The 17,153-nt window shown below is 71.9% G+C and carries 13 protein-coding genes and 1 tRNA gene; 8 read left to right on the top strand and 6 right to left on the bottom strand.

The features are described 5' to 3' along the window. Nucleotides 1–13: 13 nt before the first annotated feature. Complete coding sequence (locus tag ABT118_RS00375; RefSeq protein ID WP_350643905.1) at nucleotides 14–661, bottom strand: hypothetical protein; 648 nt, start codon at nucleotides 659–661, stop codon at nucleotides 14–16. A 293-nt stretch (nucleotides 662–954) separates the two neighbouring features. After that, nucleotides 955–2,739 carry a phosphatidylglycerol lysyltransferase domain-containing protein gene (locus ABT118_RS00370; protein WP_350645067.1) on the bottom strand — a complete coding sequence of 595 codons (1,785 nt, stop codon included), beginning with the start codon at nucleotides 2,737–2,739 and terminating at the stop codon, nucleotides 955–957. Between the two features lie 298 nt (nucleotides 2,740–3,037). Here ABT118_RS00370 and ABT118_RS00365 point away from each other — a divergent pair, with 298 nt between their 5' ends. Both ABT118_RS00365 and ABT118_RS00360 read left to right on the top strand, forming a co-directional pair. Continuing rightward, on the top strand, nucleotides 3,038–3,709 hold the full coding sequence (locus ABT118_RS00365; protein WP_350643903.1) for a response regulator: 672 nt from the start codon (nucleotides 3,038–3,040) through the stop codon (nucleotides 3,707–3,709). Then, nucleotides 3,706–4,854, top strand: coding sequence for a sensor histidine kinase (locus tag ABT118_RS00360; RefSeq protein ID WP_350643902.1), 1,149 nt, complete (start codon nucleotides 3,706–3,708; stop codon nucleotides 4,852–4,854). Before ABT118_RS00365 ends, ABT118_RS00360 begins: the two co-directional genes overlap by 4 nt. A gap of 21 nt (nucleotides 4,855–4,875) precedes the next feature. Here the strand turns inward: ABT118_RS00360 and ABT118_RS00355 are convergent, their stop codons facing one another. Next, nucleotides 4,876–6,636 (bottom strand): stealth family protein, encoded by a 1,761-nt coding sequence (locus tag ABT118_RS00355; protein ID WP_350643900.1) that lies wholly within the window; start codon nucleotides 6,634–6,636, stop codon nucleotides 4,876–4,878. Nucleotides 6,637–6,860: 224 nt separating this feature from the next. Continuing rightward, nucleotides 6,861–6,947 (bottom strand) — tRNA-Leu (locus ABT118_RS00350). Nucleotides 6,948–7,331: 384 nt separating this feature from the next. On the opposite strand from ABT118_RS00350, the gene ABT118_RS00345 reads away from it, so the two are divergent. The 6 genes from ABT118_RS00345 (at nucleotide 7,332) to pknB (ending at nucleotide 15,482) form a co-directional block, all read left to right on the top strand. Continuing rightward, on the top strand, nucleotides 7,332–8,210 hold the full coding sequence (locus ABT118_RS00345) for an FHA domain-containing protein (protein ID WP_350643899.1): 879 nt from the start codon (nucleotides 7,332–7,334) through the stop codon (nucleotides 8,208–8,210). Nucleotides 8,211–8,221: 11 nt separating this feature from the next. Then, nucleotides 8,222–8,746 (top strand): FHA domain-containing protein FhaB/FipA, encoded by a 525-nt coding sequence (locus ABT118_RS00340; protein WP_350643898.1) that lies wholly within the window; start codon nucleotides 8,222–8,224, stop codon nucleotides 8,744–8,746. Between the two features lie 50 nt (nucleotides 8,747–8,796). After that, nucleotides 8,797–10,173 (top strand): PP2C family protein-serine/threonine phosphatase, encoded by a 1,377-nt coding sequence (locus ABT118_RS00335; protein ID WP_350643897.1) that lies wholly within the window; start codon nucleotides 8,797–8,799, stop codon nucleotides 10,171–10,173. A 123-nt stretch (nucleotides 10,174–10,296) separates the two neighbouring features. Then, entirely contained in the window at nucleotides 10,297–11,691 is a 1,395-nt protein-coding gene (locus ABT118_RS00330; RefSeq protein ID WP_350645066.1) for an FtsW/RodA/SpoVE family cell cycle protein, read from the top strand. After that, entirely contained in the window at nucleotides 11,688–13,151 is a 1,464-nt protein-coding gene (locus tag ABT118_RS00325) for a peptidoglycan D,D-transpeptidase FtsI family protein (protein WP_350643896.1), read from the top strand. Before ABT118_RS00330 ends, ABT118_RS00325 begins: the two co-directional genes overlap by 4 nt. Before the next feature lie 264 nt (nucleotides 13,152–13,415). After that, nucleotides 13,416–15,482, top strand: coding sequence for a Stk1 family PASTA domain-containing Ser/Thr kinase (gene pknB, locus ABT118_RS00320; RefSeq protein ID WP_350643895.1), 2,067 nt, complete (start codon nucleotides 13,416–13,418; stop codon nucleotides 15,480–15,482). A 53-nt stretch (nucleotides 15,483–15,535) separates the two neighbouring features. On the opposite strand, the gene ABT118_RS00315 is transcribed toward pknB, so the two are convergent. Beyond that, a complete protein-coding gene (locus tag ABT118_RS00315; protein ID WP_350643894.1) occupies nucleotides 15,536–16,165 on the bottom strand; it encodes a hypothetical protein in 630 nt (209 codons plus the stop codon). Nucleotides 16,166–16,311: 146 nt separating this feature from the next. Continuing rightward, nucleotides 16,312–17,052, bottom strand: a complete 741-nt coding sequence (locus tag ABT118_RS00310; RefSeq protein ID WP_350643893.1) for a class E sortase — start codon at nucleotides 17,050–17,052, stop codon at nucleotides 16,312–16,314. Between the last annotated feature and the right edge of the window lie 101 nt (nucleotides 17,053–17,153).

Raw genomic sequence — 17,153 nt, 5'->3', positions numbered from 1 at the left:
CGCAGGAGACCGCTCAGGAGACCACGGCGCCGGCCGACCGTCGGCGCCGGGCCTCGGTGGCCACCGAGGTGGCGGCGCCGACCCCGGCCAGCACCCGCGGCCAGAAGTCGCCGAACACCTCGACCCCGACCGCGATCAGCACCGCCGCAAGCAGCGCCACCACGTGCTCCAGCCCGGCCAGGTTGGGCAGCACGACCGCCTCGCCGATCATCACCGCAGCCACCAGCCCGCCCGTCCACCAGGCCCGGCAGCGGAACGCCACCACGACCGCCAGCGCGACCACGGCGGCCGAGGGGCCGGTGTCCCGGACGTGCGCCACCGAGGCGGGGAAGCCGAACAGGTGGTCCGGGCCGATCGCCACGCCGACCCGGGCGAACAGCGTCCCGGCCAGGGTGCAGACGTAGGCCACCACCAGGGTCAGCCGCCGCCCGAGCACCAGCTCGGCCAGGCCGAACACCAGGAAGACCTGCACCAGCGCGCCCCAGACCGGCAGGTCGAGCGCGGGGACGTACAGCGAGAGCGGGGTGCGCAGCAGCGAGACGTCGAGCGGCAGGCCGGCCTTGACCACGCCGACGTGGTTGACGAAGCGCTCCCCGCCCGGGAGGTGCTGGACGATGCTGAACAGCAGCACCAGCAGAGTGGCCGTGGTCGCCAGTGGCACGGCGGCGAACCGTTTGCGCGCGATCTCCGACCTGACGGTCGTGAACAACGTGCCCCACTCGGCCACTGCGGCCCGCCTGAGCGCTCCGTGCTGAATCACTGCTGTCCCCGTTCTCACTCCTACTGTCCGCACACCATTAATCCGTGGCGTCCTACATCAACAGTAGGTATCCGATAAACGCGCCGCATCAGCTCCAGAGTGGAAGTCGGGTCATCCTCCAGGGGGATAAACCCGCAAATGCCTCCGCCGGTCGGCTGGTACCCGGCGGGAGTCCTCCGCCCCCCGGCGGAGGACTAACCCTCCCCGCCGCGTTCCGGGACCGGCAGTGCGGCCGCTGCCGCCTCGGCGGCGGTGGGCCGGACGTGCCGGCGGCGGAACAGGGCGGGAAGACTGGGCGCGGTGATGAAACCCTCGGCGCGCGCGCTGGCGATTCCGATCCGGGGAATCTCGCTGCTCTTCTCGAACAGCAGATAACGCGGCTCCCAGATCGGCCGGTACTTGGCGTTGGCCCGATAGAGGGACTCGATCTGCCACCAGCGCGAGAAGAATCCGAGCACCGACCGCCAGAGCCGCAGAACCGGGCCCGCACCCAGCTTCGAACCGCGCTCGAAGACCGACCGGAACATCGCGAAGTTCAGCGACACCCGCTCCAGGTCGACCTCCTTCGACCGCTGCAGCAGTTCGATCACCATGAACTCCATCAGGCCGTTCTCGGTGTCCCGGGCCCGGCGCATCAGGTCCAGCGAGAGCCCGTTCGCCCCCCAGGGCACGAAGCTCAGCAGCGCCTGCAGCTCGCCCTCGGAGTCGTGGCACTCCAGCATCACGCAGCGGCCGTCGTCCGGGTCGCCGAGGCGGCCGAGCGCCATCGAGAAACCGCGCTCGGTGGCCCCGTCCCGCCAGTGGTCGGCCTTGTCGACCAGCTCGGCCATCTCCGCCTCGGGGATGTCCTCGTGCCGCCTGACCCGGACGGTGTAGCCGGCCCGCTTGACCCGGTTGTACGCCTGCCGGACCACCCGCATCGCCCGGCCGTCCAGCGAGAACTCGTCCAGCTCGACGATCGCCTCGTCACCCAGCTCCAGCGCGTCCAGACCGTGCCGGGCGTAGATCACACCGGCCTCCTCGGAGGCCCCCATCACGGCCGGCACCCAGGCGTGCTCGCGAGCCTCGGCCAGCCAGCTGTCGATCGCGCCCGGCCAGGCCTCCGGGTCGCCGATCGGGTCCCCGGACGCCAGCGAGACGCCCCCCAGCACCCGGTACGCCACCGCCGCCTTGCCGCTCGGCGAGAAGATCACCGCCTTGTCCCGGCGGAGCGCGAAGTAGCCCAGCGAGTCCCGCTCGCCCTGCCGGTCCAGCAGGCCGCGCAGCTTCTGCTCGTCCTCGGGGGTGAGCAGCTCCTGGCCGCGCGGGCTGCGGAACGCCACGTACATCACCAGCAGGAAGAGCACCGCGCTCATCAGGTTGATCGTCCCGTTCACCCAGGTGGGGACGGAGATCACGGTGGAGGCGTGCTCGGTCGGCTGGAAGGTGATCATCCGGGCGATCGAGTAGCCGAACCGGTCGCCGAAGTCGGACCCGGCGACGGTGTTGGTCATCCCGACCAGCAGGGCACCGATCCCGCCGCCGAGCAGCAGGCCGCCGGCGAAGGCCGCCACCGCAGCCAGCGGGTTGGAGCGGTCGCCCTTGGAGGTGAACTCCTTGCGCCCGACCAGCAGGGAAAGGAAGAACAGGCCGGTGAGCACGGTGGAGAAGTAGTTGAACGGGTGGTGGTTGAACCTGACCCCGTCCTCCGTCCAGACCATCGCGGTCAGGTAGAGCAGGAAGAACAGGCCCGACACCACCGTGTTGAAGATCCACGCGGCCCGCTTGCGCCGCCGCATCGCCACCGCCAGCAGCAGCGAGAGCACCGCCGAGGTGAGCCCGGCCGTCATCAGGTACGGGGTGAAGTACTCGCCCTCGTTGTGCGTCTGGACCTGGTCCCGGAACGGGACGGCGAGCACGGCCACCAGATTCAGCAGCGCCAGCAGCCGGAGGTACCAGACCGTCGCCCTGGCGGCCCTGGGCCGCCAGCGGGCCAGCAGGCGGGCGGCGGCACCGGAGTGCTCGCCAGGGGTGTTCGCAGGCTCCGGCTTCACAGTGGAGGACACAGCTCAATTCCAAACGATCAGTTGTGACGGCGCATCCGCACGCGATCACCCACACGCGGGTTACACCGCATTCCATCGTGGCCCACCCCGGATGAGAATTACGTGAACCCGGTAGCGGATTCCGCACCCCGCCGAACGGCGGGGGTGCTCTCCCACCGCCCGCCGCCGCACCCGCTCCGACCTGCCCCTAGGCTCGAAGGACCAGCAGCCCCACCACCTCAAGGGAGAGACCATGACGGCGATCCGCGTCCTGATCGTGGACGACGAGATCCTGGTCCGCTCCGGCCTCGGCCTGATCGTCGGCTCCGCCGCCGACCTGGAAGTCGTGGGCGACTGCTCCGGCGGACAGGCGGAGGAGAAGGTCGTCCAGCTTCGGCCACACGTGGTGCTGCTCGACATCCGGATGCCCGACCAGGACGGCATCTCGGTGCTGCGCCGGCTCCGCGCCCTGCCGCACCCCCCGGCGGTCGCGATGCTGACCACCTTCGACACCGACGAGTACATCGGCACCGCGCTGCGGGCCGGGGCGGCCGGCTTCATGCTCAAGGACACCGCCCCCGAGCAGCTGGTGCACGCCGTCCGGGTGCTCGCGGCCGGCGGCAGCGTGCTCTCGCCGACCGTGACCCGCACGGTGATCAGCGGCTACGTCGAGGGCGGCGGCCCGGACGCCGAGTCCGCCGCGCTGACCCGCGGTCTGACCGGCCGTGAGCTGGACGTGCTGGCCCTGCTCGGCGAGGGCCTGTCGAACGCCGAGATCGCCGACCGGCTCTTCCTCGGCACCGGCACCGTCAAGGACCACATCAGCGCCATCCTCGGGAAGCTCGGCGCCGCCAACCGGGTGCAGGCCGCCGTGGTGGCCAACCGGGCCGGGCTGGTCCGCACCCCGCCCGGGCCGGGCGCGTGAGCTCCGCGGGCCCCGCCAGAGCCGGCCGCCCGGCCTGGCTCACCGCGCCCTGGCTGATGCTGCTGGTCCCGGTGCTGCTCGCCGCCATGGACGCCGCGCTGGTCGCCAAGGGCTCGTCCTGGTGGGAGCTGGCGCTGTCGGTGCTGGCCACCGCGGCCCTGCTGCTGCGCCGCCGCTGCCCGCTGCTGGCGCTGCTGCTGGTGCTGCCAGGCACCTTCGTGAACTACATCTGGATCGCCCCGATCACCGCGGTCTACTCGGTCGCCGCGTACCGGCCCGGGCTGCGGATCACCACGCTCTGCGCCAGCGTGTTCGCGTTGGTCGAGTTCTTCCACTGGCCGCTGCAGGACCACCCGCTGGCGCTCGACCGGGACAACGCGCTGTACGCCATCCAGTGCGTGATGCTCGGCGCCGCCCCCGCCGCGATCGGCCTGCTGGCCCGGACCAGGGCCGAACTCGCGGCTCGGCTGGACGAGTTGACCATGGGACGGCAGCGGGAGAACCGGCTGCTGGCCGACCGGGTGCTCAGCACCGAGCGGGCCCGGCTGGCCCGGGAAATGCACGACGTGGTCTCGCACCAGGTCAGCCTGATCAGCATCCAGGCCGGGGCGCTCCAGGTGAGCACCGCCGACCCGGCCGCCCGATCCACCGCGCGGACCATCCGGGAGCTCTCCGTCCGCACCCTGGAGGAGCTGCGGCAGATGGTCGGGGTGCTGCGCGCGGCCGGGGTCAGGGGCGAGGACCCGCTGGCCCCGCAGCCCCGGCTGGCCGATCTGCCCAAGCTGATCGAGAACAGCGGACTGACCGTCAACAGCACCCTGGCGGCGGGCGACCGGCCCTGGCCGGAGGCGGTCGAGCGGGCCGCGTTCCGGACCGTCCAGGAGGCGTTCACCAACATCAGCAAGCACGCCCCGGGCGCGACCGTGGAGGTCCGGATCAGCGTCCGGGGCACCCGGCTGCTGGTCGAGGTCAGGAACGGGCCGCCGACCCGGCCGGCCGACACCGCCCAGGCGCTGCCCGGCGGCGGCCACGGCCTGGTCGGGCTGCGGGAGCGGGCCGTCCTGCTCGGCGGCAGCCTGCTCGCGGCGCCCACGCCCGAGGGCGGGTTCGTGGTCCGGGCCGAGCTGCCGGCCGCGGGCGAGTAGCCGGCCGTTCCCGGTCCGCCGTCAGTCCGGCCCGGCCGCCCCGGCCGACCCGGGCCCGGCCGGCGGCGCGAGCTCGTACGGGGAGGCCACCGGGAAGTAGTCGCGCAGGAAGGCGGCCAGCACCCGGCCCTGCTCCTCGGCCGGGACCTCGCCGCCACCGCCGTCCGCCAGGCAGAAGGTGTCCGCCCAGCGCCGGCCCAACAGGTCGGCCAGCCGGTCGAGTTCACCGGGCCGGTCGGTGACCGCGTAGAAGTGCTCCAGCCGGGCGTCCACCGCCTGCCCGGTGGCGTGCGCCGCGTACAGCGCGAGCGTGATCGGCGGCAGGTCGGCCGCGCTGCGGAACACGGACCGGCCGGTGGCCGCCAGCCCCGCCGCGAACCGCTCGGCCGAGGCGGCCAGCAGGCTCCGGCAGAGCGGGTACGGCGAGTGGCTGAGGATCTGCGGGTAGATCCGGCCGAAGGCGTCCAGCAGGACGGCCCGGGCGTTCTTCTGCGCGGCCGTGTAGACGCTGTCCGCCGTGCTGCGCCCGCCGGGCGGCACCGTCCTGCTGTTCCGGACCACCCGGGGCAGCCCGCTGCCGAGGAAGAACGACTGCGGCCGGACCGGCCGCCCGAGGAACAGGTCGTCGTTGAAGTAGAGGAAGTGCTCAGCCAGGCCGGGAATCCGGTGCAGCTGGGTCTCGATCGCGTGCGAGTTGAAGACCGGCAGCACGCCCGGGTCCGCGAACAGCTCGCGGTGCGCCACCACCGTCACCCCGGGGTGGGCGGTGTCCAGCCAGGCCGGCACCTGGTCGTCGGTGACCAGGAAGATCCGGCGCACCCACGGGGCGTAGCTCGCGATCGAGCGCAGGCAGTACCGCAGTTCGTCCCGGTTCCGGTAGCGGTGGTCGGCGGCGTCCAGCCGGAGCTCGGGCTCCGCCGCGGCCAGCGCCCCGGCCCGGCGCTGCTGCCACCGTTCGTCGGTGTCGTCCACCCAGGTGATCACGGCGTCGATCGGGAAGTCGATGTCCCCGGGGAAGGTCCCCGCCAGCAGGCCGAGCACCGGGACGTCGCGGTCGGCGATCCGCACCGAGGCGCTGGTCTCCAGCGAGGGCAGCCACGAGCCGAACGGCGTCTCGTCGATCGAGGCGACCGCACCGGAGCCCTCCGCGTCCGCGTCCCAGAACTCCAGCTCGCAGCCGTGGTCGGCGCCGTAGTACAGCGTCCGGCCGGTGGTGACGCTCGGACGGAAGACCCGCAGGCCCTTGACCCGCTCGGGCTCCGGCGGCTCGGCCGGCTCCGCCGCGCCGGCCGGTTCCGGTTCGGGGACCCGCTCGACCGCCGCCACCAGCGCGGGCAGCCCTTCGGCCGGGTTCAGGCCCAACTCCCTTCCGTGTCCGAGCAGTTCGAAGTAGACCGGCTGGTCGGCGAAGGCCGCGACACAGCTCTCCAGGACGGCGGCCCGGTCCCCCGGCCGGATCGCCAGCCGGTGCCGGAAGCCGTGACCGGGTACCAGCGCGTAGTCGAGGCCGGCCGCGTCCAGGGCCCCGGCCACCTCGCCCAGGTTGGCGTCCCTGGCCTGCCAGGACAGCAGGTCGTCCCGGACCCCGGCCAGGTGTCCGGCGTGCCGGACCAGGCCGGGGTGGAGCCCGAGCAGCCGACGCTCCGTCAGGGCCACCGGGTCGGGCGCGGGTTCCGGCCCGGCGGAGGCGGCAGCGGAGGCGAAGGCGGCCCGGACGGGCGGCCGGCACAGGCGGCGCACCAGGCGCCGGACGGTACGGCCCCCCGGAACGGCAACGGGCATGGGGACTCCAGGAGAGCTGGGTGACGCTCTTGGGCACCGGTCGCTCCGCCCCGGAGACAGGGACCGGCGACGACGGCTGCCACAGCGTGGCACGGCCACCTGGGAGGAGTCTGAGGACGTTCGTGCTCCGCCGACCCGTCCTGGGAGCGGCCCGAGCGGGCGCTGTGGGGGTCCGTGGGCGGAAAACAAGAGAAGGTGCCTCTCTTTCGAGAGGCACCTTCTGCTGGTGCGCGAGGGGGGAGTTGAACCCCCACGCCCTTTCGGGCACTGGAACCTGAATCCAGCGCGTCTGCCTATTCCGCCACCCGCGCATGGGTGTCGCCGTAAGTTCTTCCGGCTGGCTCGACCTGGGTCTCGCTGGCCTTCTGTCCGGCTGCCTTGCGGCTGCCCCTTCCGACGTGGAAAACATTAGCACGACCTGCGGGTGAGCCAAAAATCCCTTCCCGGCGGTCCGCAACCGGAGCGGGGCAACCGGGTCGCCGGCCGCCCGGGTCGCCGCAGCAGGTGGCCGGTCGGGTGCAGGCGAACGGGTGAGCGAGGGGTGAGCCGGGCCCGCCCCGGGTAGCCCTGGCTTGCGCCCCGCCGTGCCAGGGGAACCGTACGGATGGCCCGGGCGTGGATACGATCAGTACGGAAGTACCGCAATCGGGCCCGCGCAGCGGCCGGATCGAACGCCCTTGGAAGGGGGTGCCCCAGTGGGAGTACTGAAGAAGTTCGAGCAGCGACTCGAGGGTCTCGTGAACGGCACCTTCGCCAAGGTGTTCAAGTCCGAGGTCCAGCCGGTGGAGATCGCGGGCGCGCTCCAGCGCGAGTGCGACAACAACGCCACCATCTGGAACCGCGACCGCACCGTGGTCCCGAACGACTTCATCGTCGAGCTCAGCCCGCACGACCACGAGCGGCTCAGCCCCTACTCGGGCCAGCTCGGCACCGAGCTGGCCGGGATGGTGCGCGAGTACGCCGAGGCGCAGCGGTACAGCTTCATGGGCCCGCTCCAGGTCAGCCTGGAGAAGGCCGACGACCTGGACACCGGGCTCTACCGGGTGCGCAGCCGGACGCTGGCGGCCGAGCAGCCGCCCGCGCCGCAGGCCCCCGCCGCCCCCGCTCCGGGCGCCCAGCCGGGGTACGGGCGTCCGCCCACGCCGCCCGCGCCCGGCGCACCGTGGCAGCAGCAGGGCGCAGCCCCGTACGGCGCGCCGCCGCCGCCCGTCGCACCCCCTTCGATGCCTCCGACGCCCCCTCAGGCGGGCGGCAACGTCCGGCCGTTCCCCGGCGCGGGCCACACCGGCGCCGCCACCCGGCGCTGGATCGAGGTCAACGGGCAGCGCCACCAGATCACCGGGAACGCCTGCGTGCTCGGCCGCTCCACCGAGGCCGACGTGCGGATCGACGACCCCGGGGTCTCCCGCAAGCACGCCGAGATCCGCCCCGGCACGCCCGCGATGGTGCTGGACCTCGGGTCGACCAACGGCATCGTGGTGGACGGACAGCACACCCAGCGCGCTACGCTCCGCGACGGCTCACGGATCGTCCTGGGCAGCACCACCATCGTCTACCGACAGGTCGAAGGGTAGAGCGGGCGGTTATGTCAGAACTGACCCTCACGGTCATGCGGCTGGGTTTCCTCGCCGTGCTGTGGCTGTTCGTCATCGTTGCCGTGCAGGTGATCCGCAGTGATCTGTTCGGCACCAAGGTGAACCAGCGCACCACCAGGCGCTCCGCCGCCCCGGCGGCCGCGACCGCCGGCCCCGGCGGAGCCGGTCGGCCGCCGCAGCAGGCGTCCGGGCCGCCCACCCAGGGCGGTCGCCGCCGTGGCGGCCCGACCCAACTCGTGGTCGTCCAGGGCTCGTTGGCCGGTACGACGGTCGCCCTCCAGGGGCAGACCATCACCCTCGGCCGGGCCCATGACTCCACGATCGTGCTGGACGACGACTACGCGTCCTCCCGGCATGCCAGGATCTACCCCGATCAGACTGGGCAGTGGACGGTCGAGGATCTAGGCTCCACCAACGGCACCTATCTGGACCGGCAGCGGCTCACCGCGCCGACACCGCTCCAGCCGGGCATGCCGATCCGAATCGGCAGGACCGTCATCGAACTGCGGAAGTAGCGGCGCATGAGGGACAGCACACCGTCCACCCGAAGGAGGGCTCGGACCGCATGAGTCTCGTGCTGCGCTTCGCCGCCGGATCCCACAAGGGGCTGATCCGGGAGGGGAACGAGGACTCCGGCTACGCCGGACCGCGGCTGTTGGCGGTCGCCGACGGCATGGGCGGGGCGGCGGCCGGCGAGGTCGCCTCCTCCGAGGTGCTCGGGTCGATCGTCCGGCTGGACGAGGACGTCCCCGGTGCCGACCTGCTCACCCTGCTCAACGACGCGGTGCACGGCGCCAACGAGCGGCTGCGCCAGATGGTCGACGAGGACCCGCAGCTCGAGGGCATGGGCTGCACCCTGACCGCGATGCTCTGGACCGGGCAGCGGATGGGCCTGGTCCACATCGGCGACTCCCGCGCCTACCTGCTCCGGGACGGCTCGCTCAGCCAGATCACCCAGGACCACACCTGGGTGCAGCGGCTGGTGGACGAGGGCCGGATCACCCCGGAGGAGGCCGAGACCCACCCGCAGCGCTCACTGCTGATGCGCGCCCTGGACGGCCGCGGCCAGGTCGAGCCCGACCTGTCGATCCGCGAGGTCCGGGCCGGGGACCGCTACCTGATCTGTTCCGACGGCCTGTCGGGCCCGGTCAGCCACCAGACCCTGGAGGAGACGCTCGGGAGCTACTACTCCCCCGAGCAGACCGTCCAGGAGCTGATCCAGCTGGCGCTGCGCGGCGGCGGCCCGGACAACATCACCTGCGTGGTCGCGGACGTCCTCGACGTCGGCGCCACCGACCTGCTCAGCAGCGGCCTGGCCGACGTCCCGGTGGTGGTGGGCGCGGTGGCCGACACCCCGCCCGGCGCCACCGACCAGGCGATCCTGAACACCCCGGCCGGCCGCGCGGCCGGCCTGGGCCGCCCGCAGGCCCCGCAGGGCGCCTTCGGCCCGGCCGACGGCTACCAGCCCGGCTTCGGCCCCGCCGAGGGCTACCCGGCCCAGGAGCCGTACGAGGAGTACGAGGACGAGCCGCGCCGCAAGCGCCGCTGGCTCAAGCTCTCGGTCGCCCTGCTGGTCCTGCTCGGACTGCTCGGCGGCGCCGGCTACTTCGGCTGGCGCTGGACCCAGGACCAGTACTACGTCGGGGCCGACGGCGAGTCGGTCGCGGTCTACCGCGGCATCAACCAGACCCTGGCCGGCATCGATCTGTCCTCGGTCTACCGGGCACACGGCGAGGTCGAGCTGAAGTTCCTGCCCGCCTACCAGCGGACCCAGGTGACCAAGACCATCCAGGCCACCAGCCTGACCGACGCCGAGGAGCAGGTGAAGCAGCTGGGCGACCAGGTGGCCGTCTGCAAGAAGGTGGCCGCGACGCCGCCCGGCACCGTGCCGGTCCTGACCGAGCAGGAGCAGAAGCTGGCTTCCTCCTGCCCGACCCAGTAGCGCCACCGACCTACAGCTGTCCCACTGCCGTCGGGGAGCGGCCTTCACGTGAGCACCTTTGACCTGAGCAGTAGTCAGACCGGTAGTGAGGAACCGCGCCGCCGGCGTCGGGAGACCACCACCATCACCCCGCAGGGCGCCCCCAACCGCCGCAACACCGAACTGGTGCTGCTGGCGTTCGCGGTGCTGGTGCCGATGCTGGCGTACGCCAACGTCGGCCTGGCGATGGACCAGAAGCTGCCGTCCGGCATGCTGGGCTACGGCCTCGGCCTGGGCGCACTGGCGGCGGTGGCGCACCTGGTGATGCGGCGGTTCGCGCCGTACGCCGACCCGCTGCTGCTACCGCTGGCCACCCTGTTGAACGGGCTCGGCCTGGTGATGATCTGGCGGCTCGACAAGGCCGGATCGCTGCTGCGGAAGAACTTCGCGGCCGCCCCCAACCAGCTGATGTGGTCGGGGCTCGGGGTGGCGCTCTTCATCGGCGTGGTGATCCTGCTCAAGGACCACCGGATCCTGCAGCGGTACACCTACATCTCCATGGTGGTGGCGCTGGTGCTGCTGGCCGCACCGGCCTTCTTCCCCACCCGGGACGAGGACTTCGGTGCCAAGATCTGGATCCGGTTCGGCAGCTTCTCGATCCAGCCGGGCGAGTTCGCCAAGATCATCCTGACCGTGTTCTTCGCCGGGTACCTGATGGTCAAGCGGGACGCGCTGGCGCTGGCCAGCCGCCGGTTCATGGGCCTGTACCTGCCGCGCGGGCGCGACCTCGGGCCGATCATCGTGGTCTGGCTGATCTCGATCCTGATCCTGGTGTTCGAGACCGACCTGGGCACCTCGTTCCTGTTCTTCGGCCTGTTCGTGGTGATGCTCTACGTCGCCACCGAGCGGACCAGCTGGATCGTCTTCGGCCTGCTGATGTCGATCAGCGGCGCGGCCCTGGTGGCCACCTCCGAACCGCACGTGAAGACCCGGATCGACGCCTGGCTGGACCCGATGGCCGCGTTCGCCCCGACCCCGCCGAAGGGGTCCACCGAGCAGATCGGCCAGACCCTGATGGCCTTCGGCTCCGGCGGCACCACCGGCACCGGGCTCGGCCAGGGCCGGTCCTGGCTGATCCAGTTCGCCGCCAAGAGCGACTTCATCCTCGGCTCGTTCGGCGAGGAGCTCGGGCTCACCGGCATGATGGCGATCTTCGTGCTCTACGGGCTGATCGTGCAGCGCGGCCTGCGGACAGCGGTCGCCACCCGCGACCCGTTCGGCAAGCTGCTCGCGGTCGGCCTCTCCTCCGCCTTCGCACTCCAGGTCTTCGTGGTGGCCGGCGGTGTCACCGGACTGATCCCGCTGACCGGTATGACCATGCCCTTCCTGGCCCAGGGCGGTTCGTCGCTGGTGGCCAACTGGGCGCTGATCGCCATCCTGCTGAAGATCAGCGACAGCGCCCGCCGCCCCGCCGCCGAGCCGGTCCCGGCACCGGTGGCCGAGGGCCTGACCGAACAGAACCGGGGAGCCCTCTCGTGAACAAGCCGATCCGCCGGGTGTCGATCTTCTGCCTGGTGCTCGTCCTGGCACTGATGGTCCGGGTCAACTGGGTGCAGGGCGTCCAGGCCGAGGCCTGGGCCGGCAACTCCCACAACGACCGGAACAAGTACGACCGGTACGCCCACCCGCGCGGCAACATCATCGTCGCGGGCGGCCAGCCGATCACCCGGTCCGACTTCGTCAACGGCTACCGCTACAAGTACAAGCGCGCCTGGGTCGACGGCCCGCTCTGGGCGCCGGTCACCGGCTACTCCTCGCAGGCCTTCCAGACCAGCCAGCTGGAGGCGCTCTCCGACGGCATCCTCTCCGGCTCGGACTCCCGGCTGTTCTTCCGGAACACCCTGGACATGCTGACTGGCAAGGAGCGCCAGGGCGGCGACGTGGTCACCACGCTCAACCCCAAGGCGCAGAAGGCCGCCTTCGACGCGCTCGGCGCCAAGAAGGGCGCCGCGGTCGCGATCGACCCGCGCACCGGGGCGATCCTCGCGCTGGTCTCCACCCCCTCGTACGACCCCGGCCGGTTCGCCGGCACCGGCGACGAGGACGCCAAGGCCTGGAACGAGCTCCACGCGGACCCGGACAAGCCGATGCTCAACCGCGCGCTGCGCGAGACGTACCCGCCCGGCTCGACCTTCAAGCTGGTCACCGCGGCGGCCGCGTTCGAGAGCGGGAAGTACCAGAACATCGAGGACGTCACCGACACCCCGGACCGCTACGTCCTGCCCGGCACCAACGTCGAGCTGAAGAACGCCTCGCCCGACGAGCCCTGCGGCAAGGCCACCGTGAAGACCGCGATGGACTACTCCTGCAACACCGTCTTCGGCAAGATCGGCGCCGAGCTGGGCGGCGAGAAGATGCGGGCCCAGGCCGAGAAGTTCGGCTTCAACAACCCCGCCGTCGACGTGCCGATCCGGGCCTCCGAGTCGTACTTCCCGAGCAAGTCGAGCCCCGACGGCACCGCGATGGACTCGATCGGCCAGCACGACACCCGGGCCACCCCGCTGCAGATGGCCATGGTCGCGGCCGCGATCGCCAACGACGGCCGACTGATGGCGCCCTACCTGGTGGACGAGGAGCGCGCGTCGAACCTCACCACCATCTCCAAGCACTCCGAGCGCCAGCTCAGCCAGGCCGTCAGCCCGGCCACCGCGCAGAAGCTCCAGCAGCTGATGGAGAGCGTGGTGCAGAACGGCACCGGCAAGAACGCCAAGATCGACGGCCTCAAGGTCGGCGGCAAGACCGGCACCGCCCAGCACGGCGAGAACAACGCCGGGCTGCCGTTCGCCTGGTTCATGTCCTACGCCAAGGCCGCGGACGGCCGCCAGGTCGCGGTCGCCGTGGTGGTCGAGGACGGCTCCAGCGAGCGGGAGCAGATCAGCGGCGGCGGGCTCGCCGCACCGATCGCCAAGGCTGTGATGAAGGCCGCACTGGACCGGTAGTTTCCCCCACCGGGGCGGCTCCGCCCTGCCACCATGGGACCCGCCCGGTCGATACCGGTCCGGTATCGACCTACGGTCCGTTCCGGCTCCCCCAGGTCGGGCGGGTAGCGTGTCCGCAAGCAGCGGGTGTACCCACTGCCGCCCGCGGCCCCGGCCGCGGGGTCGGCGTCACAGAACCGAGGTGACGGCGGCAGCGTCCAACACAGCGTGCGGGGACCACCTACGTCACATCCTCACCAACCGGTGGGGGAGAGGGTCGGAACTATGGAAGAGCCTCGCCGCCTCGGCGGCAGGTACGAGCTCGGCGGCGTCCTCGGACGCGGCGGCATGGCCGAGGTGTACCTCGCCCATGACACCCGGCTCGGCCGCTCCGTCGCCGTGAAGACGCTCCGTGCCGACATGGCCCGCGACCCGTCGTTCCAGGCCCGGTTCCGCCGCGAGGCCCAGTCCGCGGCCTCGCTGAACCACCCCGCGATCGTCGCCGTGTACGACACCGGCGAGGACTACATCGACGGGATCTCCATCCCGTACATCGTGATGGAGTACGTCGAGGGCTCCACGCTGCGCGAGCTGCTGCACTCCGGGCGGCGGCTGCTGCCCGAGCGCGCGCTCGAGATGACCATCGGCATCCTCCAGGCGTTGGAGTACTCGCACCGCGCCAACATCGTCCACCGCGACATCAAGCCCGCCAACGTGATGCTGACCCGGCAGGGCAACGTCAAGGTGATGGACTTCGGCATCGCCCGGGCGATGGGCGACGCCGGCATGACGATGACCCAGACTTCCGCCGTCATCGGCACCGCCCAGTACCTCTCCCCGGAGCAGGCCAAGGGCGAGACCGTGGACGCCCGCTCCGACCTCTACTCGGCCGGCTGCCTGCTCTACGAGCTGCTGACGCTCCGTCCGCCGTTCGTCGGCGACTCCCCCGTCGCGGTCGCCTACCAGCACGTCCGCGAGGAGGCCCAGCCGCCGTCCTCGTACGACCCCGAGGTCCGCCCCGAGGTGGACGCGATCGTGCTCAAGGCGCTCGCCAAGGACCGGGACTACCGGTACCAGAGCGCCGACGAGATGCGCGACGACATCGAGCGCTTCCTCGACGGCCTCCCGGTCGCCGCCGCCCAGCAGGCCGCCGCCTACGGCGCCGCCGGGTACGGCTACGACCAGCAGGGCTACCCCAACGCCCAGCACGACCCGTACGGCCAGACCAACCTGCTCCCGCAGCAGGGCCCGGCCGGCCAGACCGCCATGCTGCCGCAGGTCGGCTCCCCGCAGCCGGGCTACGGCTACCAGCCCGACGGCTACGGCAACGGCAACGGCGGGAACAACGGCGGCTACGACGAGTACGACCGCGGCCGCCGCGGCAACCAGCCGAAGAAGAGCAACACCTCCTGGGTGATCCTGGCGATCGCGGCGGTGCTGGTGCTGGTCGGCGCCTACTTCGTGGTCGACGCGATGACCAAGGGCGGCGGTGGCGGCGGCAGCAAGGTCTCCGTCCCCAACCTGGTCGGCCAGACCCTCGACGAGGCCAAGGCCAAGGCCAAGAACGTCAACGAGAAGCTCCAGCTGGTCGCGGGCGCCGAGATCGCCTGCCCGGACGCCGCGGTGAAGAAGGGTCAGATCTGCACCCAGAACCCGGCCGTCGGCACCCAGGTCGCCGGTGACTCCCAGATCACCGTGCAGGTCTCCAGCGGACCGGCGACCGCCGACGTCCCCGACCTGACCGGCAAGGGCCAGGACGCCGCCAAGGAGGCCCTGACCAAGGCCGGCTTCGTCGTCGGCAAGATCACCTACGCGGCCAGCGACACGGTCCCCCAGGACAAGGTCATCTCGCAGGACCCGGCCGGCAAGGCCGCCCCCGGCACCACCGTCAACCTGACCGTCTCGCAGGGCCAGAGCAAGGTCAACGTGCCCGGCGTGCTCGGCCAGACCGAGGACGTGGCCCGGCAGACCCTGGAGGCCCAGGGCTTCACCGTCGAGGTCAAGACCAGCCCCGCCACCGACCCCGGCAAGGTCGGCCAGGTCTTCAACCAGGACCCGAAGGCCAACACCAAGGCGGCCACCGGCTCCAAGGTCACCCTGAGCATCTACAAGACCCCGGAGAAGGTCCAGGTGCCCGACCTCAAGAACAAGACGGTCAAGGACGCCACCGCCGCCCTCAAGGCCCTCGGCCTGGAGTGGAGCTTCACCGGCGCCGGCGGCGACAACAACAACATCGTCATGAACACCAACCCCGGCCCGAACCAGCTGGTCGACGCGAGCACCAGCATCCAGCTCTTCACCATGCCGGGCAAGGGCACCCCCGCCTCCCCCACCGGCGGCACCAACAACTGACCCGCCTCCACCGGAGGGGCCGCCCACACCCGGGCGGCCCCTCCGGCGTCTCCTCACCGCCTGCGCCGCCGCCCGGACGGCACCGCGAACACCGTGCAGAGCAGATCGACCCGCCCGCCCAACGTCCGCACCTCGCTCCGGCAGGCCGCCATCCGGACACTCAGCCCGGCTATCAGCTCCCGGTCCAACTGCGCCTGCCGCAGCATCGCCGTGCACAGCAGCCGGACCTCGGCCAGCTCCGCACGCAGCTCCGCCACCGCCTGCTGCCACTCCCGGGAGTTGTCCACAGGCCGATCGGCCAGCTCCAGCAGCTCCCGCCGGACCGCCCTGGCCACGGCGCTGCCGCGCAGCAGCATCGCGATGCACAGCACCGCCCGCCGGGGGTAGATCCCCAGGCCCGCGCCGGTCCCCCTTGATAGCTTCAGATTGAAGTTAACAAAGACCTGCAGGTCAGCGCCTCGCACCACGGTGTACCCGTGCTCCTCCAACTCCGCCCGGTGCCGCTGCACCAGGCTGTTCACAGCCTTTTCCCCAACCTCGAAGTAGTCGGCCACCATCCGCGCCGTGATGTGCAGCCCGTCCGGCAGCAGCATCAGCGCCTTCACCTTGTCGAGCACCTCGACCCGGTCGGCCAGGCCGCCCCGCATGGTCCGGGATTCCAGCAGCACCGCTTCACGATCCATCGTCCCCGCCTCCTCGGCAGTCGCGGCGCCGGAGCCCGCTGCCCCGGTGCCGCCCTGCCAACGAGGGCTCCCGACGGGCCGTCACCGCTTCGGCGCAGCGCACCGGATCGCACGCGGAGCGCCTTCCGGGCGGCAGGCGCCGGGGGTCAGCGGAGTTCGGGGGGCGGGGTGCGGTGGCTGTCGACCGGGTCGGTGCGGAGCAGGGAGCCCCAGACGGCCATCCGGTAGCGGGAGGTGTAGACGGGGGTGCAGGTGGTGAGGGTGATGTAGCGGCCGGGGGCGGTGTAGGGGGAGCCCTTGGGGACGGGGGCGATGATGCCGGTGTCGTACTTGGAGGTCTGCGGGAGGGTGCCGTCGATCCGGTAGACGTACCAGGTGTCCCGGGTCTCGACCACGACGGCGGCGCCCGGGCCGAGCAGGTCGAGGTCGTGGAAGCGGGCGCCGTGCCCGTCCCGGTGGGCGGCGAGGGTGAAGTTGCCCTGGGCGTCCCAGGGCATCGCCGAGGGGTAGGGCTGCTCGTAGACCCCGGCCACGCCCTCGTTCAGTATCTGCGGGTCGGTGCCCATCCGGATCAGGGTCTGGTTGCCCCGGCCGAGGGCCGGGACGTGCAGGAAGCCGATGCCGTCCCCGGCCGCGTACACGGGCGGTGCGGCGGGCGCCCGCTCCGGTCCCGGCACGGCGGGTGCGGACCAGCTGTCGCGCAGCCGGTCGGCGGCGGTGCCGGCCTGACGGTCCGCCACCACGCCGGTCCACCAGAGCGAGTAGCCGACGAACAGGGCCAGCACCAGCCCGGCGGTGATCAGCAGCTCGCCCAGCACCCCGAGGGCCGCAGCGGCCCGGCTGCGCCGCTTCGGCACCGGCGCGGTCCCGTTCAGCTGGATCTGCACGCCACGCCCTTCTGTCGGCCCGTCAGCCGGTCAGTTCGGCGGGCTGTCCCTGGCTCCTCGGTCGTTCCTCCACCATCTTGCCAAAGACGATCAGTCTTCCC

Origin of the sequence: Kitasatospora sp. NPDC002040 (genome assembly GCF_040296785.1) — a bacterium.
In the GTDB taxonomy this organism is placed as follows: domain Bacteria; phylum Actinomycetota; class Actinomycetes; order Streptomycetales; family Streptomycetaceae; genus Kitasatospora.
The sequence above is the reverse complement of the archived record's forward strand: the minus strand, read 5'-3'. Positions and strand labels throughout refer to the sequence as shown.